This window comes from Variovorax sp. VaC1, from assembly GCF_043658315.1.
Taxonomy (GTDB): domain Bacteria; phylum Pseudomonadota; class Gammaproteobacteria; order Burkholderiales; family Burkholderiaceae_C; genus Variovorax.
The window spans coordinates 262,401-284,182 of record NZ_JBIGLT010000006.1; the positions used below are offsets into that span (position 1 = coordinate 262,401).

Annotated in this window: 24 protein-coding genes; 21 read left to right on the forward strand and 3 right to left on the reverse strand. The window is 67.7% G+C overall.

Annotated elements, in window-relative coordinates; translation table 11 throughout:
- Position 1 precedes the first annotated feature (1 nt).
- Positions 2–1,276, reverse strand: coding sequence for an ergothioneine biosynthesis protein EgtB (gene egtB / locus ACGLHS_RS24170; RefSeq protein WP_394483907.1), 1,275 nt, complete (start codon positions 1,274–1,276; stop codon positions 2–4).
- Positions 1,277–1,431: 155 nt separating this feature from the next.
- Between egtB and ACGLHS_RS24175 the strand changes: the two genes are divergently transcribed.
- Positions 1,432–2,778, forward strand: coding sequence for an NAD(P)/FAD-dependent oxidoreductase (locus tag ACGLHS_RS24175; RefSeq protein ID WP_394483909.1), 1,347 nt, complete (start codon positions 1,432–1,434; stop codon positions 2,776–2,778).
- Between the two features lie 6 nt (positions 2,779–2,784).
- Positions 2,785–3,036, forward strand: a complete 252-nt coding sequence (locus ACGLHS_RS24180) for a hypothetical protein (RefSeq protein WP_093239023.1) — start codon at positions 2,785–2,787, stop codon at positions 3,034–3,036.
- Between the two features lie 42 nt (positions 3,037–3,078).
- Here ACGLHS_RS24180 and ACGLHS_RS24185 read toward each other — a convergent pair whose 3' ends face one another.
- On the reverse strand, positions 3,079–3,603 hold the full coding sequence (locus tag ACGLHS_RS24185) for a thermonuclease family protein (RefSeq protein ID WP_394483911.1): 525 nt from the start codon (positions 3,601–3,603) through the stop codon (positions 3,079–3,081).
- Between the two features lie 122 nt (positions 3,604–3,725).
- Between ACGLHS_RS24185 and ACGLHS_RS24190 the strand changes: the two genes are divergently transcribed.
- Positions 3,726–4,223, forward strand: coding sequence for a tetratricopeptide repeat protein (locus tag ACGLHS_RS24190; RefSeq protein WP_093239020.1), 498 nt, complete (start codon positions 3,726–3,728; stop codon positions 4,221–4,223).
- Between the two features lie 33 nt (positions 4,224–4,256).
- Here the strand turns inward: ACGLHS_RS24190 and ACGLHS_RS24195 are convergent, their stop codons facing one another.
- The gene (locus ACGLHS_RS24195; protein ID WP_394483914.1) at positions 4,257–5,957 is read right to left on the reverse strand and encodes a long-chain fatty acid--CoA ligase; all 1,701 of its coding nucleotides are present in this window, start codon (positions 5,955–5,957) and stop codon (positions 4,257–4,259) included.
- A gap of 252 nt (positions 5,958–6,209) precedes the next feature.
- Between ACGLHS_RS24195 and ACGLHS_RS24200 the strand changes: the two genes are divergently transcribed.
- The 18 genes from ACGLHS_RS24200 (at position 6,210) to ACGLHS_RS24285 (ending at position 21,757) form a co-directional block, all read left to right on the forward strand.
- A complete protein-coding gene (locus ACGLHS_RS24200; protein WP_093239017.1) occupies positions 6,210–6,650 on the forward strand; it encodes an OsmC family protein in 441 nt (146 codons plus the stop codon).
- A gap of 152 nt (positions 6,651–6,802) precedes the next feature.
- Positions 6,803–7,570 carry a GntR family transcriptional regulator gene (locus ACGLHS_RS24205; RefSeq protein WP_394483916.1) on the forward strand — a complete coding sequence of 256 codons (768 nt, stop codon included), beginning with the start codon at positions 6,803–6,805 and terminating at the stop codon, positions 7,568–7,570.
- A complete protein-coding gene (locus tag ACGLHS_RS24210) occupies positions 7,567–8,367 on the forward strand; it encodes a transporter substrate-binding domain-containing protein (RefSeq protein ID WP_093239014.1) in 801 nt (266 codons plus the stop codon). The genes ACGLHS_RS24205 and ACGLHS_RS24210 overlap by 4 nt, the downstream gene beginning before the upstream one ends.
- A gap of 15 nt (positions 8,368–8,382) precedes the next feature.
- Positions 8,383–9,045 carry an amino acid ABC transporter permease gene (locus ACGLHS_RS24215; protein ID WP_394483918.1) on the forward strand — a complete coding sequence of 221 codons (663 nt, stop codon included), beginning with the start codon at positions 8,383–8,385 and terminating at the stop codon, positions 9,043–9,045.
- An 18-nt stretch (positions 9,046–9,063) separates the two neighbouring features.
- A complete protein-coding gene (locus ACGLHS_RS24220; protein WP_394483920.1) occupies positions 9,064–9,717 on the forward strand; it encodes an amino acid ABC transporter permease in 654 nt (217 codons plus the stop codon).
- Complete coding sequence (locus tag ACGLHS_RS24225; RefSeq protein ID WP_394483922.1) at positions 9,701–10,483, forward strand: amino acid ABC transporter ATP-binding protein; 783 nt, start codon at positions 9,701–9,703, stop codon at positions 10,481–10,483. Before ACGLHS_RS24220 ends, ACGLHS_RS24225 begins: the two co-directional genes overlap by 17 nt.
- A gap of 181 nt (positions 10,484–10,664) precedes the next feature.
- Positions 10,665–11,162, forward strand: a complete 498-nt coding sequence (locus tag ACGLHS_RS24230) for an AAA family ATPase (RefSeq protein WP_394483924.1) — start codon at positions 10,665–10,667, stop codon at positions 11,160–11,162.
- Between the two features lie 39 nt (positions 11,163–11,201).
- Positions 11,202–11,693, forward strand: coding sequence for a GNAT family N-acetyltransferase (locus tag ACGLHS_RS24235; protein WP_394483926.1), 492 nt, complete (start codon positions 11,202–11,204; stop codon positions 11,691–11,693).
- 20 nt (positions 11,694–11,713) lie between these two features.
- On the forward strand, positions 11,714–13,417 hold the full coding sequence (locus ACGLHS_RS24240; RefSeq protein WP_394483928.1) for a M14 family zinc carboxypeptidase: 1,704 nt from the start codon (positions 11,714–11,716) through the stop codon (positions 13,415–13,417).
- Positions 13,418–13,452: 35 nt separating this feature from the next.
- Complete coding sequence (locus ACGLHS_RS24245; protein ID WP_093239003.1) at positions 13,453–14,346, forward strand: LysR family transcriptional regulator; 894 nt, start codon at positions 13,453–13,455, stop codon at positions 14,344–14,346.
- Between the two features lie 113 nt (positions 14,347–14,459).
- On the forward strand, positions 14,460–15,440 hold the full coding sequence (locus tag ACGLHS_RS24250) for a Bug family tripartite tricarboxylate transporter substrate binding protein (protein ID WP_394483930.1): 981 nt from the start codon (positions 14,460–14,462) through the stop codon (positions 15,438–15,440).
- Positions 15,437–16,411, forward strand: a complete 975-nt coding sequence (locus tag ACGLHS_RS24255; RefSeq protein WP_394483932.1) for a succinylglutamate desuccinylase/aspartoacylase family protein — start codon at positions 15,437–15,439, stop codon at positions 16,409–16,411. The genes ACGLHS_RS24250 and ACGLHS_RS24255 overlap by 4 nt, the downstream gene beginning before the upstream one ends.
- Positions 16,412–16,467: 56 nt before the next feature.
- Positions 16,468–17,052, forward strand: coding sequence for a DUF1439 domain-containing protein (locus ACGLHS_RS24260; protein WP_093238998.1), 585 nt, complete (start codon positions 16,468–16,470; stop codon positions 17,050–17,052).
- Entirely contained in the window at positions 17,049–18,041 is a 993-nt protein-coding gene (locus ACGLHS_RS24265; protein WP_394483934.1) for a glycerophosphodiester phosphodiesterase, read from the forward strand. Before ACGLHS_RS24260 ends, ACGLHS_RS24265 begins: the two co-directional genes overlap by 4 nt.
- Positions 18,038–18,322, forward strand: coding sequence for a hypothetical protein (locus tag ACGLHS_RS24270; RefSeq protein ID WP_394483936.1), 285 nt, complete (start codon positions 18,038–18,040; stop codon positions 18,320–18,322). Before ACGLHS_RS24265 ends, ACGLHS_RS24270 begins: the two co-directional genes overlap by 4 nt.
- A 24-nt stretch (positions 18,323–18,346) precedes the next feature.
- Positions 18,347–18,769, forward strand: a complete 423-nt coding sequence (locus ACGLHS_RS24275) for a hypothetical protein (RefSeq protein ID WP_394483938.1) — start codon at positions 18,347–18,349, stop codon at positions 18,767–18,769.
- Positions 18,770–18,936: 167 nt separating this feature from the next.
- Positions 18,937–20,364: a TolC family protein gene (locus tag ACGLHS_RS24280; protein WP_394484346.1), complete on the forward strand. Its 1,428-nt coding sequence runs from the start codon at positions 18,937–18,939 to the stop codon at positions 20,362–20,364.
- 1 nt (position 20,365) lies between these two features.
- Entirely contained in the window at positions 20,366–21,757 is a 1,392-nt protein-coding gene (locus ACGLHS_RS24285; RefSeq protein WP_394483940.1) for a multicopper oxidase family protein, read from the forward strand.
- Positions 21,758–21,782: the final 25 nt, after the last annotated feature.

The following is a 21,782-nucleotide window of genomic DNA, read 5'->3' on the forward strand; positions in this document are numbered from 1 at the left end:
ATCAAAGGTCTTTCGCGAGCCGCAGCCCCGAGAACTGCCAGCGCGCCGCCGGCGGAAAGAAGTTGCGATAGCTGGGCCGCGTGTGCCCGGCCGGCGTGGCCACGCTGCCACCGCGCAGCACCAGTTGCCCCACCATGAACTTGCCGTTGTATTCGGCCGCGATGCCGGGCATCGGACGAAAGCCGGGGTACGGGTCATAGGACGAACGCGTCCACTGCCAGACATGGCCGGTCATCTGCGAAATGCCGGGCGCATCGCATGCGGCTTCCCACTCGAACTCGGTCGGCAGGCGCGCACCGGCCCACTCGGCGTACGCGGCCGCCTCGTAGAAGCTGAGTTGCGCCACCGGTGCATCGGCCTCCATCGGGCGCACGCCGTGCAGACCGAACACATGCCAGCCGGCTGCAGGAGCACCTTGCTGCGATGGCTGTTGTTGCAGCCCGAAGCCCAGACGCGGATCGTCGGGCGCCAGCCAGTACGCCGGATGGCGCCACCCATGCGCCTGCACCGTAGCCCAGCCATCGGACAACCACAGTTCGGCCCGCTGGTAGCCGCCATCGGCAATGAACTGCGCGTAGTCGCCACAGTTCACAAGGCGGTCGGCGATGGCATAGGGCTGCACCAGCGCCTGGTGGCGCGGCGTTTCGTTGTCGAAAGAAAAATCGGAACCCGCATGCCCCACCTCGACCACGCCACCGGGCCGCGAGAGCCAGCGCACCGCAGGCGGCACGGCGGCCAACCGCAATGCGGGCCCGCTCACGGGCTTGTAGGCCGGCAGCAAAGGGTTGCACGACAGCGCATGCAGGATGTCGGTGAGCAGCAGTTCCTGGTGCTGCTGCTCATGGTTGAGCCCGAGCGTGACGATGGGCTCGATCGCGCCCCAGTCCAGCCCGCTTTCTTCTTCGAGCAGCGCGACCACCGCTTCATCCACATGCCGGCGGTACGCATGCACCTCGTCCACCGAAGGCCGCGTCAGCAGCCCGCGATGCGGCCGCGGATGGCGCGGCCCCAGCGCCTCGTAGTACGAGTTGAAGAGGTAATGGAATCGCGGATCGAAAGCCTGGTAACCCGCCGCATGCGGCTGCAGCAGCACGGTCTCGAAGAACCACGTGGTGTGTGCCTGGTGCCACTTGGTCGGACTCGCGTCGGGCATCGACTGGATGCACTGGTCTTCGGCGGAGAGCGACGCGGCAAGCGCCAGGCTCATGGCGCGCACCTCACGAAACTTGTCGCGCAGTGCGCCCGCCGCTTGTGTGATCGGCTGGGAAAGCGTCATGGGGTCTCCAGTGAGGTCAGCCGCAAGTTTTAGCCCATTCGGGTTGCGGCGGTGCGTAGGACAAAACGCCGCGGGCCCGCAGCCGTGAATTCGACGGGCAGCCACTGTGGCACAAGATTCCGGGGCGTGCAAAACGCCTGCGTATCATCCGTCGAATGCAAACGACCAACCCTTCGGACAGGCCCCGCGTCGTCATCGTCGGCTGCGGATTCGGTGGACTCGAAGCGGCGCGCAAGCTGCAGGGCGCCGACGTCGATGTCACGGTGATCGACAAGACCAATCACCATCTGTTCCAGCCCCTGCTCTACCAGGTGGCGACCGCCGGACTCGCCGCGCCGTCGATCGCGGCACCGGTGCGTTCGCTGTTCCGCAAGCAGCCGCGCATCACCACGCTGCTGGGCGAAGTGAGCGCCATCGACCCGGCCGCGCGCTCGGTGCAGCTGGGCAACGGCGACCAGGTGCCGTACGACCACCTCATCGTGGCCGCCGGCGCCACGCACAGCTACTTCGGGCACGACGAATGGGCGCCCGTTGCGCCCGGCCTGAAGACGCTGGCCGATGCCTTCGAGATCCGCCGCCGCGTGCTGCTGTCGTTCGAAACCGCCGAGATCACCGCCGACCTCGAACACCGCCGCGCCCTGCTCACCTTCGTGGTGATCGGCGCCGGCCCCACGGGCGTCGAGATGGCCGGCACGCTGGCCGAGATCGCCAAGCACACGCTCTCGGGCGAGTTCCGCCACATCGATCCATCGAGCGCGCAAGTGCTGCTGATCGAAGGCGGTCCGCGCGTGCTGCAGGCCATGCCCGAATCGCTGAGCCAGAAGGCGCTGGAGCAACTCGAGAAGCTGGGCGTCGAAGTGCGGCTGAACGCGCGCGTCACCGCCATCGATGCCACCGGGCTCGAAGTGCAGACCGGTGGCGGCGCAGACGGCACGGCCGTCACGAGCTACCGAATCGATAGCAGCTGCGTGGTCTGGGCGGCCGGCGTCGCGGCCTCGCCGCTGGGGCGCATGCTCGGCACCGCCACCGGCGTCGAATGCGACCGCGCAGGCCGCATCAAGGTCGAGCCCGACCTGAGCCTGGCGGGCCACCCCGACATCAGCGTGGTGGGCGACCTGGCCGCCGCCATGAGCCACGCGCCCGGCAAGCCGCCGAGGCCGGTACCCGGCGTGTCACCCGGTGCCAAGCAGATGGGCCGCGCCGCGGCCGCGAACATCCTGCGCCGCATCGCGGGCCAGCCGACCGTGCCGTTCCGCTATGCGGACTACGGCAACCTTGCCACCATCGGCCGCAATTCGGCGGTGGTGGACCTGGGCACGCCCTTCGGCCCGCTGCGCTTCAGCGGCCGGCTCGCGTGGCTGTTCTGGCTGTTCGCGCACGCGTACTTCCTGATCGGCTTTCGCAACCGCATCGTCGTGATGATGGACTGGGCCGGCGCCTACTGGAGCTTCCAGCGCAATGCGCGCGTGGTGGCGGATGTTCAAGGCAAAGGCGAATCCTGACCGGCCATGTCGCTGTTCTGGTGGACCGTCTTCCACGCACTCGACGCCACGCTCTGGCTCTGGATACTGCGCTGGGGCGGCGCGGCCTGGCTTGAAGGCACCTTTCTCTCGGGCTTCATCGTCAGCACCTTCGCGCCGCGATGGAACGCTGAAGGGCTGCGCATGGCGGCGCTGATCATGCTGGTCTTCTGCGCGATCAGCTTCGCCCTGGGCTTGTTCATGCCCGAGGTGCGCTGCTGGTACTCGCGCAGTTGCTGAGGGCACCGCGCGAGGCGGTGCACGCGCGCCCTACCCGGCTATTTAGAAAAAACCGCCCCAGTGCGGTTGCTGCGCCCGCTGGCGCTTTCGCCAATCCCACGGCGGGGTCGGCCTGGCGTCGGCCCACAGGCCCAGGCGCCTGGCCCGCGCGCCGTCCTGCAGCTTGAACAGACCGCCACCGCGCCTGGTGGCCAGCCGGTTGTAGTCGTAGACCCAGGCCCAGCCTTGCGACACCATGCGGCTGCCGACGTCTTCGCCGTTGCAGCTCACGTCGGCCACGGTGCGGCCATAGCGGTCGGTGTCGATCGCGGTGATGAGCGCCTGCTCGCGAAAGCAGAGGTCGCTCAGCGCCTGCTTGCTGCGCTGGCCGTAGGGCTGCGCCTTCTCGGGCGCGTCGATGGCCGCGATGCGCACCCTCACGCGCTCGTAGGCGCCGATGCGGCCGCAGCGCGCGGTGAGCGTGTCGCCGTCGCTGATGCCGACGACAAGGCAGGTTCGGGGGGCCGCGTGGGTCAGGAGAGGAGAAAAGGCAAGAAGGCCGGAAAGCAGCAGCGCGCGCAGGAGCATGAAGAAGAAACGGGAGGTAGGCAGAATGGCGAAACCGATCGAGGCTAAGTGATCCGTTCGCCGGAACGAATCGGTACACAGACTTTTTCTTTTGAGCAGCGCTTCGAAGGAGAGCACGCACCATGCAAGAACCCACCCAGGACGACTGGTTCCTCGCGGCGAACGACGCATGGGATGCCGGTGCGCACAAGAAGGCGCTCTCGCTGTTCCTCAAGGCCGCGGCGGCGGGCGAGATCCACGCGCTGAACAGCGTCGGCTATTTCCTCGACCACGGCATCGGCGTGAAGAAGAACGCCGCAGCCGCACGCGACTGGTACCGCAAGGCCGCCAAGGCGGGCGACGCGGCAGGGTGCGCCAACCTCGCCATCTGCTACCGCGACGAAGGCAACTTCCGCTGGGCCCGGTTCTGGTTCGAGCGCGCCTATGCGCAAGGCGACGGCGACGCGGCGCTGGAACTGGGGCGGCTTTTTCTGTGGGAGGGGGCGAACCGGAACGACCACAAGGTCGTTCACTACCTGGGCAAGGCGGCGGCGTCGCCCTCGATCACGCCGAATGGCAGGAAAGAAGCGCAGGCGCTGCTGAAGTCGCTGGGGCGCAAGCAGAGCCCCAGCGCCCGGTAGCTTTCGCAGGCAGGCTTGGCGGGCCTGCTCTGCTTACTTCTTCGCCCCGTTCTCGTCTTCCTGCAGCAGGCGCCACATCACCTTGCCGCTGCCGCTCTTGGGCAGTGCATCGACAAACTGCACCTTGCGCGGGATCTTGTAGACCGCCATGTTCTCGCGGCACCAGTCGATGATCTGCTGCTCGGTGGTGTCCTTGTGCGTGGGGCGCAGCACTACCACGGCCTTGACCGATTCGCCGCGGTAGTCGTCCTTGGTCGAGATGACGCAGGCCTCCTGGATCGCGGGGTGGCGGAACATCAGCAGTTCGACCTCGGCCGGCCAGACCTTGAAGCCGCTGGCGTTGATCATCCGCTTGAGGCGGTCGGTCATGAAGAAGTAGCCGTCCTCGTCCATGCGGCCCATGTCGCCCGAACGGAAGAAGCGCTTGCCCTCGAACTCGACGAAGGCGGCGGCCGTGGCGTCGGGGCGCTTCCAGTAGCCCTGGAACACCTCGGGGCCGTGGATGATGATTTCGCCCGATTCGCCGATGGGCATTTCCTTCAGCGTGTCGGGGTCGACCACGCGCGCGTCGGTGCTCATGAACGGAATGCCCAGGCACTGCTGCTTGGGGTTGTCCGACGGATTGGTGTGCGAGGGCGCGGCGGTCTCGGTCAGGCCGTAGCCCTCCTGGTACTTCAGGCCGTACTGCTCCAGCAGGCGCTGCGCCACGGCCTGCGGCATCGCGGCGCCGCCGCCGCCGATGTAGTTCATGCTCGACAGGTCGTAGCTTGCGAAGTTCGGGCTGGCCATCAGGTCGATGACCATGGTCGGGATGTTGGTCCACGCCGTCACCTTCCAGCGCGAGATGAGCCGACCGGCCACGTCGCGGTCCCAGCGCGGCATGATGATCAGCGTCGCCGCCGCCAGGATGGCCGTGTGCATCATGCTCACCACGCCGGTGATGTGGAACATGGGCACCACGGCCAGCACCACCGCCTCCGAGGTCGAGCCGCCCCACATCTGGCCGGCAACGGCGTTGTGCATCAGGCTCGAATGGTGATGGACGCAGCCCTTGGGCAGGCCGGTGGTGCCGCTGGTGTAGGGCAGCAGCGCCATGTCGTTGGCGCCCACCACGTGCTCGGGCGGCGGGTGGCCGGCCTCGAGCGCATCGGTCCAGGCGATGACCTTGCCGCCGTCCAGCGCGGGCAGCGGATGGCGGGTGGTGAGCCAGTCTTTCCAGGCAGGTGCCGGGGCGTCGTCGCCCGAAGCGTCGGCGTCGAAGGCGTCGGTGAACTGGGTCACGATCATGTGGGCCAGCCGCTGCTCGGGCGGCAGGGCATTGCTGGCCTTGGCCAGTTCACCGGCCAGGTCGCCCGTGATGAAGGCCACCTTGGCGTCGGGGTCGGTGATGTAGTGCTTGAGCTCTTCGGCCCGGTTCATGGGGTTGACCGGCACCACCACGGCATTGGCCCGCAGGATCGCGAAATGCGCGATCACCAGTTGCGGGCAGTTCTGCATGTCCAGGATCACGCGGTCGCCGCGCTTCACGCCCAGCGCATGCAGCGCGCCGGCCAGCCGCTCGGCCTGGGCGGCGAAATCGCGGTAGCTCACCACACGGCCGAAGAACACCAGCGCGGGCTTGTCCGGGTAGCGCGCGGCCGAGGTGGCCAGGTTGTGCCACATCGATGTGGCGGGCACGGTGATCGAATGCGGCAGGCGTTTGGGCCAGAACTTGTAGTGCGGGCGTTGTTGCATGGTGAAAACGGCGGGGAAGGGAGAAGAAAAAAGAACGGGAGGAAGGCGAAGGAAGACGCACCAGCCTAAGCCGCCCCGGCCACGCCTCCCATCGGGGAAGCCCCCGGTGCGTCACATTGGCGACGCCCTTTCTTCTCACACTCGCCGCAGATGGCGGATGCGCCGTGCGACTACAGACACGGCCGGTTTTCCGCGCGATACCTGACGCTCTCTTTCACGACCCCATCCACCCAACCACCGAAGGAACCCACCATGGCAGCAGACAAGCACGCAAGCGTTCACTGGGAAGGCGCCGGCAAGACCGGCAAGGGCCAGATCAGCACCGAGACTGGCGCCTTGAAGGACTACCCCTATGGCTTCGCGAGCCGCTTCGAGGACGACAAGCGCGGCACCAACCCCGAGGAGATCGTCGGCGCGGCCCATGCGGCCTGCCTGACGATGGCCTTTGCCTTCGCGCTGGAAGCGGCGGGCCTGACCGCGACACGCATCGACACCAAGGCCGCCGTGCGGTTAGCCAAGGACGGCGCCGGTTTCAAGATCGACCGCATCCAGCTCGAACTGGACGCGGCCGTGCCCAACCTCGACGAAGCGAAGTTCCAGGAAATCGCGGCCGCCGCCAAGGCCGGCTGTCCGCTGTCGAAGGCGCTCGCGAGCGTGCCCGAGATCACGCTGAAGGCCACGCTGGCCAGTTGATCGCGCCTCCGAAGAGAAAAAAGGGCGGGCGGATGGCGCACTGACGGGGCGCATCGCGTCCCGCCCCAAGGCACGCGCCGCACGGCACCGATCCATTTCGGTGCACAGATCTTGCATACCAGTTGGCACAAAAGCTGCTGGTATGCAGGCGAATGTCTACATCCGCATCCGAAATCAGTGCGCGCATCGTCGAGGCGGTGATGGCGCAGAAGCTCGCACCGGGTTCGCGCCTGGGCGAGCAGCAGCTGGCCATGCTGTTCGACTGCAGCCGCACCATCGTGCGCGAAGCCCTCACCCGGCTGGCGGCGCGCGGCATCGTCACGGTGAGCGCGCGGCGCGGCTGGTTCGTGATCGAGCCCTCGCAGGACGAAGCGCGTGAAGCCTTCGAGGCACGCCGCGTGATCGAGCTGGGCCTCATCCGCAGCACCGGCCGCATCGACAAGGCCGCCCTGCGCCAACTGAAGGCGCACCTGCAGCGTGAAAAGGCCGCACTGAAAGAAAGCGACGTCGGCAACCGCAGCTTTCTGCTGGGCGACTTCCACGTGTGCCTGGCCGAGTGCCTGGGCAACACGCTGCTGGCCGACACGCTGCGCGACTTCACCGCGCGCACCACGCTGATCGCCATGCTTTACCAATCCACGCACGACGCGGTGCAGTCGTGCGAAGACCACGTACGGATCGTCGTGGCGCTGGAGCGCGGCGACCACGCCGCCGCCGAGGCGCTGATGGCCGAGCACATCGGCACGGTGCAGTCGGCGCTGCGGGTGCAGGCGCCCAGCGATCCGCTCGCGCAGCTGCGCGATGCGCTGGCGCCGCTGCAGAACACGGCGACCGCAAAACCCAGGCGCCGCAACAAGGCCGCCACGCCCTCCCCCGACGACGCCACAGATTCTTCGACTTACCTAGGAGCCCTGCTATGAACTTCTCTTCGTCCAAACGCCATCTCTCGCTCGCGCTGGTGTCCGTCGCCATGCTGGCCGCCGCCGGTGCCGCCCAGGCCCAGAACGCCCTGGACAACGTGCTCAAGGCCAAGACCATCAAGATCGCCGTGCCGACCGACTACCCGCCCTACGGCTCGGTCGACAAGAACATGAAGCCGCAGGGCCTCGACGTCGAAATGGCCGAGCTGATCGCCGCCAAGCTCGGCGTGAAGGTCGAGCTGGTGCCCGTGACCAGCGCCAACCGCATCCCGTACCTGCAGACGCGCAAGGCCGACCTCGTGATCTCCACGCTCGGCAAGAACCCCGAGCGCGAGAAGGTGATCGACTTCTCTTCGGCCTATGCCCCCTTCTTCCAGGCCGTGTACGCCGCCAAGAGCATGAAGCTCACCAACTTCTCCGAGATGGCCGGCAAGACCGTTGCCGTGACGCGCGGCGCGATGGAAGACCAGGAGCTGAACAAGGTGGCGCCGCCGAACGTCGACTACCGCCGCTTCGAGGACAACAACGCGACCATCGCGGCCTTCGTGGCCGGCCAGACGCAAACCCTTGCGACCAGCGCGGCCGTCGCTGGCGACATGCTCGCCAAGAACCCGAAGGTGAGCGCCGAGTTCAAGCTGCTGCTGAAAGACAGCCCCTGCTTCGTCGGCATCGCCAAGGGCGAAACCGCGTTGAAGACCAAGGTCAACGAGATCATCGCCGCCGCCAAGAAGGACGGCACGCTGGACGCCATGTCGAAGAAGTGGCTCGGCAAAGCCGCCGGCGATCTGCCGGTCTGATCGCATCGCGCGGCCATGAACATCGAGTTTGACTTTGGCGCGGTGCTCGCCGAATGGCCGCTGCTGCTGCGCGGCGTGGCGTGGACCGTCGGCCTCACGGCCGTGGGCACGGTGCTGGGCATGGCCGTGGGCACCTTCTGCGCCTGGGCGCGCTCAGGCGGGCCACGCTGGCTGCGGCTCATCGTGGGCACGTATGTGGAGCTGATCCGCAACACGCCCTTCATCGTGCAGCTGTTCTTCATCTTCTTCGGGCTGCCGGCCGCGGGCGTCAAGCTCTCGCCCGAAGTCGCATCGGTGATCGCGATGGTGATGAACCTGGGCGCCTACTCCACCGAGATCATCCGCGCCGGCATCGAGGCCACGCCCAAAGGGCAGATCGAGGCGGCCGTGAGCCTGGCGCTCAGCAAGGCGCAGGTCTTTCTGCGCGTGGTGCTGCCACCGGCACTGAAGAAGGTGTGGCCCGCGATGGTGAGCCAGATCGTCATCGTGATGCTGGGCTCGGCGGTGTGCGGCCAGATCTCGACCGAAGAGCTGAGCTACGCGGCCAACCTGATCCAGAGCCGCAACTTCCGCGCCTTCGAAGCCTTCATCGTCGCCACGCTGATCTACCTGGCGCTGTCGGTGGCGCTGCGGCGGCTGCTCGACTGGGCGGGGCCGAAGTTCTTCTTCGGCCGCTGAACGCAGGAACCCGTCGCCATGACCGATTTTTCTCTGTGGGACATCCTGCGCAACCTGTTGATGGCACTGCGCTGGACTGTTGTGCTCTCGCTCATTGCCTTCATCGGCGGCGGCATCGTGGGGGCGCTGCTGCTGTTCTTGCGCATGCGCGGCGGCAAGGTCGCGGACAAGGCCGTCGGCCTGTACGTGCAGCTCTTTCAGGGCACGCCGCTGCTGATGCAGCTCTTTCTTGCCTACTTCGGCATTGCGCTGTTCGGCATCGACGTGTCGGCGTGGACTGCGGCCAGCGTCGCGCTCACGCTCTACACCAGCGCCTTTCTCACCGAGATCTGGCGCGGCTGCGTCGCCTCGATTCCGAAGGGCCAGTGGGAAGCCTCGGGCAGCCTGGCCCTGAGCTTCGGCGAGCAGATGCGCCACGTGATCCTGCCGCAGGCCGTGAAGATCGCGATCGCGCCCACGGTCGGCTTTCTGGTGCAGGTCATCAAGGGCACGGCGCTGGCTTCGGTGATCGGCTTTGTCGAACTCACCAAGGCCGGCAGCATGATTTCAAACGCCACCTTCCAGCCCTTCGTGGTGTTCAGTTGCGTGGCCCTGCTTTACTTCGTGCTGTGCTTCCCCGTGAGCCTGTACGCCAAGAACCTCGAGAGGAAGACCCATGGCCGCCGTGCTTGAAAAACAACCGGAGCCCGCCACCTCGGTGGGCGCGCCCATCGTGCGCATCACCGCGCTGCGCAAGTCGTACGGCACCAACGAAGTGCTCAAAGGCATAGACCTGGACGTGAAGCGCGGCGAGGTCATCGCCATCATCGGCAAGAGCGGCTCGGGCAAGAGCACGCTGCTGCGTTGCATCAACGGGCTGGAGGTGTTTCAGCAAGGCTCGCTCACCGTCGACGGCAAGCCGCTGCTGCACGAAAGCGCCATGGCCATGCGCACGTTGCGTCAGCGCGTGGGCATGATCTTTCAGAGCTTCAACCTGTTCCCGCACCTCACGGTCGGCAAGAACGTGATGCTCGCGCCCACGCTGGTGAAGAAGCGCTCGGCCACCGAAGCCGCCTCGCAGGCGCGCAAGCTGCTCCAGCGCGTGGGGCTGGCGGAAAAATTCGACGCCATGCCCGAGCAACTGTCGGGCGGCCAGCAGCAGCGCGTGGCCATTGCGCGCGCGCTCGCGATGGAGCCCGCGGTGCTGCTGTGCGACGAGATCACTTCGGCGCTCGACCCCGAACTGGTGGGCGAAGTGCTGCGCGTGGTGGAGTCGCTGGCCGACGAAGGCATGACGCTGCTGATGGTCACGCACGAGATGAGTTTCGCGCGCAAGGTCAGCGACCGCGTGATCTTCATGCACCAGGGCCGCGTGCACGAGATGGGTCCGCCGGCAGAGCTGTTCGGCAATCCGCAGACAGCGGAGCTGAAGCAGTTTTTGTCGTCGCTGCATGACTGAAGGCTTCGGCCTCGGCTATCCTCGGCCCATGGCCTGCCTCCGGATCGCGTCGATTATTCGCACCATCGCAAAGATGGTGGGTTAGCGCGCGATCCGAAGAAGAAGTTCACGCCACACGACCCGCCCCACGAGGCGGGTTTTTTGTCTCCTGGGGTCTTGTTCCAAAGCCACAGGAGATGAAATGAAATTGACCCCATCGACGCCCGCCACGCTTCACATGGTCTGCGGCAAGATCGGTGCCGGCAAATCGACGCTCACCCGGCGCCTTGCGCTGGAGCCCGCCACGGTGCTCATCAGCGAAGACGCCTGGCTCGATGCGCTGTACCCGGGCGAGATCCGCGAGCTGCCCGACTACGTGCGCACCTCGGGACGACTGAAGCAGGCGATGGCGGGCCACGTCTCGGCGCTGCTGGCCGCCGGCGTTTCGGTGGTGCTCGACTTTCCGGCCAACACGGTGAGCAACCGGGCCTGGGCGCGCGGCATCTTCGAGGCGGCCGGTGCGGCGCACCAGCTTCACTTTCTGGACGTGCCCGACGCGGTCTGCAAGCAGCGGCTGCGGGCACGCAACGCCAGCGGAGAGCACCCGTTCGAGACGAGCGATGCGCAGTTCGACCTGATCACGAGCCACTTCGTCGCGCCATCAAAAGACGAAGGGTTCCATGTGGTCCGCCACGCCTAGGGCCGACCGATGCACGGCGCATGCTTATGCTTGCGCCCCATGCAGATCGAACAAGCCCACCCCACAGAAGCAGCCACCGTTGCGGCCGTCCTGACCGAAGCCGCCCAGTGGCTGGCCACCGCAGGCCGGCCGTTGTGGTCGGCTGCCGACACCGGTCTCGAGCGCGTGCAGCGCGACACCGACGCCGGGCGCTACTTCATCGCCCGGAAAAACGGCGAGGCGCCGGGCGTGATGCGCTTCGACCTGGAAGACCCGCACTTCTGGCCCGAGATCGAGAGCGGCAGTTCGGCCTTCGTCCACAAGCTGGCGGTGGGCCGGCGCTGGGCGGGGCACGGCGTGTCGACGGCGCTGCTGAATTTCGCGCGTGAACGTGCCTCGAGCCTGGGCCTCAAGCATCTGCGGCTCGACTGCGTGGCAGACCGCGCACCGCTGCGCTCGCTCTACGAGCGCTTCGGGTTCTCGCTGCACAGTGAGATCCGCAAAGGGGCCACCTCCTTTGCACGCTACGAACTTCCGCTGGAACGCCAGTAACCGAAACGGAGAACTCGTCCATGACCGCCACCCAAGACAACGCCTACCCCACGCCGTACGAAAGCGGCAACCACAACCAGACCGCTACCTGGGCCGAGTGCGTCGCCTTCTACGAACGGCTGGCCGGGCACTTTCCGACGGTGCTGCGCTGGGCGCAGATCGGCGTGTCGGACAACGGCATTCCGATCCATGCCGGCGTGGTGACGGCCGATGGGGAATTCGACCGCGAAGCGCTGCAGCGCCAGCGCCGGCCCGTGTTCTTCAACAACAACGGCATCCACCCCGGCGAGCCCGAAGGGATCGACGCCTGCATGGCGCTGGTGCGCGATTTCTGCACGCAGCCAGATCGGCTGGCCGCGCTGGGCAACACGGTCTTCCTGTTCATTCCGGTCTACAACGTGGACGGTTGCCTCAACCGCCAGACGACCTCCCGCCCGAACCAGCAGGGGCCGGAGTCTTTCGGCTTTCGCGGCAACGGACGGCACCTGGACCTGAATCGCGACTTCATCAAGTGCGACAGCCTCGCCGCGCAGGTGTTCAACCGCTTCTTCACCGCGTGGGACCCGGACGTGATGGTCGACACGCACACCTCCAACGGCGCCGACTACGCCTGCACGATGACGCTGATTCCGACCCAGCCCGACAAGCTGGGCGCGGGGCTCGGCCAGTTCCTGCGCGAGCGCATGCTGCCGGCGATCTACGGCGGCATGGACCGGCGCGGATGGCCCACCAGCCCGTATGTGAACTGCGTGGCCGAGACGCCGGACGACGGCATCGCCGATTTTCTCGACCTGCCGCGCTTTTCCACCGGCTATGCAGCGCTGCACCACACCATCGGCTTCATGCCCGAGACCCACATGCTCAAGCCCTACGCCGATCGCGTGGCGTCCATGCGCACGCTGGTCGAGGTGGTGCTCGATTTCACCGTGGCGCATGCGGCGCAGATTCAAGCGCTGCGGCGCGAGGCCAAGGCCGGTGCCGCACGGCAAGTGCACTGGCCCCTGCTGTGGAGGTCTGACCTCGGCCAGCCGGCCAGCCTGCGCTTCAAGGGGTACCGGGCGGTGCGCACGCCCAGCAGCCTCGGCACCTACCAGCGCCTGTCTTATGACCGCAACCAGCCGTGGGAAAAAGACATCCCCTACTTCGACCGCTACCTCGAAGACGCCTCGGCCACTGCGCCCAAGGCCTACCTCATTCCGCAGGCCTGGCGCGAGGTGATCGAGCGCCTGCAATGGAACGGCGTGACGCTGGAGCGGCTGACGCAAGACCAGGTTTTTCATTCCGCGAGGGTCTACCGCATCCAGAGCGTGGTCTCGCGGGCGGGCCCGTACGAAGGGCACATGTTCCATGACGAAGTGGTGCTCGCGACCCGAGCCGAGACCGTGCACGCCCGTGCCGGCGACGTGCGTGTTTCCCTGGACCAACCCAAGGCCCGCTACGTCGTCGAGACGCTGGAGCCCGAAGCCCACGACAGCTTCTTTCGCTGGGGTTTCTTCAACAGCGTGCTGGAGAAGAAGGCGGGCTTCTCGGATTACGTCTTCGAGGACACGGCCCACCAGATGCTGGAAGACGAACCCCTGCTGAAGGCCGGCTTCGAGCAATGGAAGCGGGACAACCCCGACAAGCTCTCCGATCCGCAAGCGGTGCTGCGCTACATCTTTGCGCACGGACAGCGCCACGCGGAACCCGAATGGCGGCGCTACCCGGTGGCGGGCCTGAACTAGCACACGCACGCAACCCGCGAGCCGCGCCACACACCATGCAATTCAAGTGGATGGAAGACTTCATCGCGCTGGCGCAGACGCGCAGCTTCACGCGCGCGGCCGAGCTTCGGCACGTCACGCATCCAGCCTTCGGGCGGCGCATCCGCGCGCTCGAGTCGTGGGCCGGCACGACGCTGATCGAGCGCGGCAGTTCGCCCGTCGTGCTGACGGCCGCGGGCGAGAGCTTTCTGGACAACGCCAGCCAGATGGTGCGCAGCCTCGAAGGCTCACGCGAGGAAGTGCACAACGTGGCCGGCCGGCAGGCCCGCACCGTGACGGTGGTCACGGGCCGCACGCTGGCGCGCACGGTGATGGCCGACTGGCTGGTGCGGCTGCAGCCCGTGCTGGGCCAGGGCGAGGTGCGCGTGCTGACGGGCGCGCTGGCCGAAACCGTGCGGATGCTCGAGCACAACGAGGTCGACTTCTCGCTCATCTTTCACCACGCCGCGCTCACCTTCCGGCTCGACGGGCGTCAGTTCGCCCATGTGACGGTGGCCTCCGACAAGCTGGTGCCGGTGTCGCTCGCCGACGCGCAGGGCCGCGCAGTGCACAGTTTCGACGGTGCCGGCGAGGTGCCGTTCCTGTCGTACGTTCGCACGCTCGCCATGGGGCGCATGGTCGAAGACCTGCTCGCCAACAACCCGCAGGCGCCGCGCCTGAAGCGCCGCATCGAATGCGATTCGGCCGACGCGCTCTACGAATACGTGCTCAGGGGGCTGGGCGTGGCGTGGTTGCCGTGGTCGATGGTGCAAGGCGATTGCAAGTCGGGCCGGCTGGTGCAGGCCGGCGGACGGCGGATGGAAGCGCGTTTCGAAGTCCGGCTGTACCGGCCGAAGCGCCGCCTGGGCCCGCTGGCCGAAGATGTGTGGCGGGCCATGACCCCGCGCTGACCCCGCATCGCCCCCTTTTCAACCCAATCGGCACGGCTTCGTGCCAGCACGGCACCGCGCAGGCAGGGCCGGCTCCGCAAAATCCCCGGGATTACTACAACTCCGAGGCAACGATGCGTCTTCCCCGTCCTTTTTCCTCCTGTCTTGCCGTCGCCCTGTGCGGCCTTGCCTGGGCAGCGTCCGGCCCGGCCGGCGCCGAGACCTACCCGAACAAGCCCATCACGCTGGTGGTGGCCTACCCGCCGGGCGGCTCGACCGACCTGACCGGCCGCGCGCTCGGCGTCGAGCTGTCGCACCGCCTGGGCGTGCCGGTGATCATCGACAACGTGGGCGGCGCCGGCGGTGCCATCGGCGCACAGAAGGTCGCCAATGCCGCGCCTGACGGCTACACGCTGCTTGCCGGTGCCAGCAACGAGATCGCCATCAACAAGCTGGTCAACAGCAACGTGAAGTACGAGCCGAAGGACTTCACGCCCATCGGCCTGATCGCCTCGCAGCCGCTGGTCCTGGTGGCGGCGCCGGGCGTGGGCGTGAAGAACAGCGGCGAATTCCTCGCGCTGCTGAAGAAGAACCCCGGCAAGTACAGCTACGGCAGCTCGGGCGTCGGCACTTCGCTGCACCTGGCCGGCGAAATGCTCAAGCAGCAGGGCGGCGTCTTCATGACGCACGTGCCCTACCGCGGCGTGGCACCGCTCACCAACGACCTGCTGGGCGGCAACATCGACTTCGGCGTGTTCGTTCTTTCCAGCGCGCTGCCCTACATCCGCAGCGGCAAGATGGTGGCGCTGGGCACCACCGAGGCCAGGCGCTCGGCCATCACGCCCGACCTGCCGGCGCTGAGCGAGAACCCGAACCTCAAGGGGCTGGACATCGGCGTCTGGTTCGCGCTGATGGGGCCGGCCAAGCTGCCGGAGCCGGTGCTCGCCAAGCTGAAGACCGCGCTGAACGAAACCCTGCAGTCGCCCGACTTCCGCAAGAAGATGGAGGCCACCAGCTCGGTCGTCCCGACGTCGAACGTGGACATCGACAAGTTCCTGGTCACCGAGACCGCCAAGTACAAGACCATCGTCAAATTCGCCAACATCAAGGAATGAGCTTGTCCACGCTGTTCGAACTCCCCGCCCCCGACCTTTCCGCCTGGCGCGCCGGCAACACCGGCGTCGAAGGCGTCTGGCATTTCGAGGCCGACGCGCCCGGCCGCCACGTGATGATCAGCGCGCTCGTGCACGGCAACGAGGTGTGCGGCGCCTGGGCACTCAAGGGCCTGCTCGAAGCGGGCGTGCGTCCGCAGCGCGGCAAGCTCACGCTCGCGTTCTGCAACCTGGAAGCCTTCGACACCTTCGATGCGGCCGATCACGATGCCTCGCGCTTCGTCGACGAAGACCTCAACCGCCAGTGGCTGCCCGATCGCATCGAGGCCGGCGGCACGCGGGAGCGGCGCCGTGCCGCCGCGCTGCAGCCCTACGTGACGCAGGCCGACTGGCTGCTCGACCTGCACTCGATGCACGAGCCTTCGGCGCCGCTGACGCTCACCGGCATCCAGCCGCGCAACCTGGTGCTGGCGCAGGCGATGCGCAGCCCGGAGCACGTGGTCATCGACGCGGGCCACAAGGACGGCGTGCGCATGCGCGACTTCGGCCGCTTCGGTGCGCCCGATGCCGACGCGCAGAGCGATGCGCTGGCACTGCTGGTCGAATGCGGCTTCCACGGCGATCCGGCCAGCCGCACCGTGGCGCAGGACCAGTGCGCGCGCTTCCTGCGCGCCGCCGGCACGCTCGGCGACGACGCCATCGCGCAGCAACTGCCCGGCTGGCTGCAACCCGATGCGCCCCGCCAGTGGGCGCTGGACGTGACCGGCCCGGTGGTGGCGCGCGGCGAAGACTTCCGCTTTGCGCAGCCCTTCACCGGCCTCGAAGTGATCGAACGCGCAGGCACCGTGATTGGCTGGAACGAGGGCGAGCCCGTCGTTACGCCTTATGACGACTGCGTGCTGGTGATGCCCTCCACGCGCCAGGCCAAGCCGGGCGTGACTGTCGTGCGGTACGCCCGTCGCCGGCCACTCTGAAACAACGCCGGGGCGGCTGGCGGGAACCTTTGCGGCTGTGGCAAGCTCGGGACGGTATGAACCTCCGCACCCCGTCCCCCACCACCTCCCGCCGTCGGTTGCTGCGTGCGCTGCTGGGCGCCGTGGCCCTGCCGGCGCCGTTCGCGGCGCTGGCAGGCTTCAACTTTTTCACCAGCGAATACACCGCGACGCGCGACGAGCTGCAGGCGCAGATCGCCAAGCGCTTTCCGGTGGCCGAGCGCTATGCCGAGATCTTCATGGTCGGGCTGCGCGATCCGCAACTGGCCCTCGATGCGCAGGCCAACCGCGCGGCCATCACGGCCACGCTGACCATCGCGAGCCCCCTGCTGGCGGCATCGCCGGTGCAGGGCATCGTGTCGGTCAGCAGCGCGCTCAGGTACGACGCCGCCACCCGCGCGCTGCGGCTCGACCAGCCCAAGGCGGAAAAGCTCGAACTGCAGGGCGTCGAAGGCCGCGATGCGCAGCGGCTGCAGAAGGTCGGCGGCGTGGTCGCGCAAGAGCTGCTGCAAGGCCAGGTGCTGCGCAGCTTCACGGCCGATGAACTCACGGTCGGCCGCAAGACCTACGAGATCGGCGACATCACCGTGACAGACAACGGGATCAAGGTCCAACTCAAATGAAACACGTCCTTCTTGCCGTCGCCCTGGCAGCCACCGGCTGCGCGGCCATCATGCCCACGGCCCGGCAGCACTTCGACCTGGAAGCCCACCGCGGCGGGCGCGGCCTGGCGCCCGAGAACACGCTGGCCGCGTTCTCGAACGCCATCGACATGGGCGTGACCACGCTCGAACTCGACATCGGGCTCACGGCCGACGACGTGGTGGTGATCTCGCACGACACCTCGCTCAACCCCGACCACACGCGCGACGCTGGCGGTACTTGGCTTGCGCCGAAGAGCGGCGCGTCGATCCGCTCGCTCACGCTGGCGCAATTGCAGACCTACGACGTGGGCCGCCTCAACCCCGCGAGCGACTATGGCAAGCAGTTCGCGCTGCAGCAGCCGCGCGATGGCGAGCGCATCCCGACACTGGCAGCCCTCTTCGCGCAGGTGCAGGCACGCGGCGCCGATGCAGCCACGGTGCGCTTCAACATCGAGACCAAGATCGACCCGAACAAGCCGGGTGAAACCGCCGCGCCGGAGCCCATGGTGCGCGCGCTGCTGGCCGAGATCGACAAGGCGAAGATGGCCGACCGCGTGACCATCCAGAGCTTCGACTGGCGCACGCTGGCGCTGGTCGGCCAGCTCGCGCCGCAATTGCCGCGCGCCTACCTCACGACGCCCCGCACGCTGAAAGACAGCCGCTGGACGGCCGGCTTCGACGCGGCCGGCTTTGCCTCGGTGCCGCAGATGGTCAGGGCCGCATCGGCCAATGCGCCGGGCCCGGTGATCTGGTCGCCGGCCTACGCCGACCTCACGCCCGCCGTCATCAAGGAAGCGCAGAAGCTCGGCCTGAAGGTGCTGCCCTGGACGGTGAACCAGCGCGCCGACATGCTGCGGCTGATGGACTGGGGCGCGGACGGCCTCATCACCGACTACCCCGACGTGCTGCGCGACCTGATGCGCGAGCGCGGCCTGTCGCTGCCGCCTCCCGGAAAGGCTTCTTCATGAGCGCAAATGCCAGCCAGCAGCTCGACGCCATCGCCACGCACCTGGGCGCCTTGCGCAACGGCGGCAGCGGGTCGGTCACCGCGCTGTCGAACGAGGCCCGCGCCAGCACCGAGCTGCTCGCCGCCTTGCCACCGCGCTACGGCGAGGTGCTGCTGAACCTGCTCGACCGGCTCGAATCGAGCGCACTCTTCAGCGAAGAGAGCTGCTCCTTCAGCCAGAAAGACCTGCTCGACAACCTGCAGGTGTGGGCCGGCAAGGCCCGCGGCCAGCTGGTGTCTTAGGCCACCGGTTTATCATCGCGCCCCATGCGCACCCTGCTGCTCGCCTTGATGATCGCCCTGCTGCCCATTCGCGGCTGGCTCGGCGACGCCATGGCGTTCGAGATGGTGCGGCATTCGCTGCCAGCGGCGGCAGCCGTGTCGATGGCTTCTTCGGCCACCACGGCCAGCGAAGCGCATTGCCATGAAGGCATGGCGGCCGAGAGCGGCGCCATGTCGATGGACATGAACATGGCCGACCACACCGGCGGCCACGACAACAGCGACAACGGCGCGGGCCACCAGGGCTGCGGCACCTGCACCGCCTGCCAGGTCTGCCACACCGTCGCACTCGGCGGCATGCCCCTCATCGACATCGTGCACAGCGCGCCCCAGGCGCCACCGGCTGCACACGCGGCCCGCTTCGCCAGCGCGGAGCCCGCCCCGGGCCTGAAGCCGCCCATTTCCTGATCTCCCTGCCCGTAGTCCGTCCGCAGTGAGCCTTTGCAGGCTCGCGGCGTCCGTCGAATTGCTCATGGAGATCGAGCGTGAACCCTTTTGTTCGCTGGCAAGCTGCCGGCATTCCCGGCCATGCGGCACCGCCGCCGCATGCCGATCCGCGTCCGCCCGGCGGCCGCATGGTCCCTCATTCATTCATCCGCAGCGCCATCGCGCTGGCCGGCGTGTTGACGCTGGCCGGCTGCGCCAGCCTCTCGTCCGACGGCGGCACGGCCGACGTGCAGGCGCTGGTCAACGGCAACCCGCTGATGGCGGGCACCACGGCCCAGCGCGCGCCTGACGAGGCCTCGCAAAAGAGCGTCGATGCACTGCTCGCCAAGCCGCTGGACGCCGAAGCCGCCGTGCGCATCGCACTGGTCAACGGCCCGCGCGTGCAGGACGCCTTTGCCACGCTGCAACTGAGCGACGCCGACCGCGTGCAGGCCGCGAGCCTGCCGAACCCGGTGCTTTCGTTCAGCCGGCTGGCACAGGGCAGCGAGCGCGAGTTCGAGCGGATGCTTCGCTTCAACGTGCTGGGCCTCGTCACGCTGCCGTGGCAGGCCCGCTGGGCCGGCCAGCGGCACGAGGCCGCCAAGCTGCAGGCCGCGCAAAGCGTGCTGATCCTGGCCGCCGACACGCGCCGCGCCTGGGTGCGCGCGGTGGCGGCGCAGCAAAGCGTGGCCTACCTGCGCGATGCGAAGGAGGCCACCGAAGCCGGTGCCGAACTCGCGCACCGCATGGCCAAGGCCGGCAACTGGAGCGCCCTGCAGCGCACGCGCGAACAGCTCCTGCTGGCCGACGCATCCGCACAGCTTGCGCGGGCCGAACAGGCCGCCGTCGCGAGCCGCGAGCAGCTCACGCGCCTGATGGGCCTGAGCGGCACGCGCACCGGCTACACGTTGCCCGACCGCCTGCCACCGCTGCCGCAAGCCGCGCCCGAACTGGGCGACGTGCAGGCGTTGGCCTTGCGCGACCGGCTCGACGTGCGCGCGGCACAGGCGCAGAACTCGGCCGTGGCCGGCTCGCTGGGTCTCACGCATGCAACCAGCGTCATCAACGCGATGGAGTTGGGCGTGGTGCGCAACACCACCTTCGACAACGACGCCGATCGCACGAAGAAAACCAAGCGCGGCTTCGAGCTCGACCTGCCCATTCCGATCTTCGACTGGGGCCAGTCGCGCAACGGCCGTGCCGAGGCGCAGTACCTGCAATCGGCCGCGCGCGTGCGCGACGTGGGTGTGCTGGCCACGAGCGAGGCGCGCGAAGCCTGGCAAGGCTGGAACACCGCCTACGCCATCGCCCGCCGCTACCGCGACGAGGTGCTGCCGCTGCGCAAGCAGGTGAACGAAGAGATGGTGCTGCGCTACAACGGCATGCTCGCGAGCGTGTGGGAGCTTCTCGGCGAAACGCGCGCAAGCATGTTGCTGGTGAACGCCGGCATCGAGGCGCAGCGCGACTTCTGGCTGGCGGACACCGATCTGCAGCTGGTGCTCACGGGCAGCTCGCCCGGTGGAATGACGGCCCTGCAGACCGCGGCGGCCAGCGAACCCGCGGCGGGAGGCCACTGACATGAACCGTCGCAATTTCTTTGCTGGCGCAGCCACGGCCGTTGCCGCCACCACGGTCAGCCGCGTGTCGATGGCCGCGCTGCCCGAGCCGGTGACGCAAGGCTCCACGGCCACCGCGCCGCCGCTCGTGCCGCCGAACGGCCGGCCGTACAACCCGGTCGTCACCCTCAACGGCTGGACCTTGCCGTGGCGCATGAATGCCGGCGTGAAGGAGTTCCATCTGGTCGCCGAGCCCGTGGTGCGCGAGATGGCGCCCGGCTTCAAGGTCAACATGTGGGGCTACAACGGCCAGTCGCCAGGCCCGACCATCGAGGTGGTCGAGGGCGACCGCGTGCGCATCTACGTCACCAACAGGCTGCCCGAGCACACGACCGTGCACTGGCACGGCCAGCGCCTGCCCAACGGCATGGATGGCGTGGGCGGCATCACGCAGCCGCACATTCCGCCGGGCAAGACCTTCGTCTACGAGTTCACCGCACGGCGCCCCGGCACCTTCATGTACCACCCGCATGCCGACGAGATGGTGCAGATGGCGATGGGGATGATGGGCTTCTGGGTCACGCACCCGAAGGCCGAACACCCGCTGATCGAGAAGGTCGACCGCGACTTCTGCTTTCTGCTCGGCAGCTTCGACGTCGAGCCCGGCAGCGCCACGCCCAAGGTCAACACCATGACCGACTTCAACATCTGGAGCTTCAACAGCCGCGTGTTCCCGGCCATCGACACGCTGAACGTGCGCAAGGGCGACCGCGTGCGCATCCGCGTGGGCAACCTCACGATGACCAACCACCCCATTCACATCCACGGCCATGAGTTCGAGGTGACCGGCACCGACGGCGGCCCCGTACCGCGCACCGCGCGCTGGCCCGAAGTGTCGGTCGACGTGGCGGTGGGCCAGATGCGGCAGATGGAGTTCATCGCCGATGAAGAAGGCGACTGGTCGCTGCACTGCCACAAGGCGCACCACACGATGGGGCCGATGGGCCACGACGTGCCCACCATGATCGGCGTCGACCAGAAAGGCGTGGTCGACAAGATCCGCAAGCTTGTGCCCGACTACATGGTGATGGGCGACAAGGGCATGGCCGACATGGGCGAGATGGAAATGCCCATCCCCGACAACACCGTGCCCATGATGACCGGCACCGGCCCCTTCGGATCGGCCGAGATGGGTGGCATGTTCACGCTGCTCAAGGTGCGGCGCGACCAGAAGCCGGGCGACTACCGCGACCCAGGCTGGTTCAAGCACCCGGCCGGCACCGTCGCGCGCGAAGTGCCCGGCGCGGCCGTTCCACCGGCCGCGCGCAACGCCCCTGCCATCAAGGGCGGCGACAGCAACAAGACCGACGCCACCGTGCGCAAGCCTTCGGGCCAGGGCGCGCACAACCACTGACCACTCTTTTTCTGGAACCCATCTC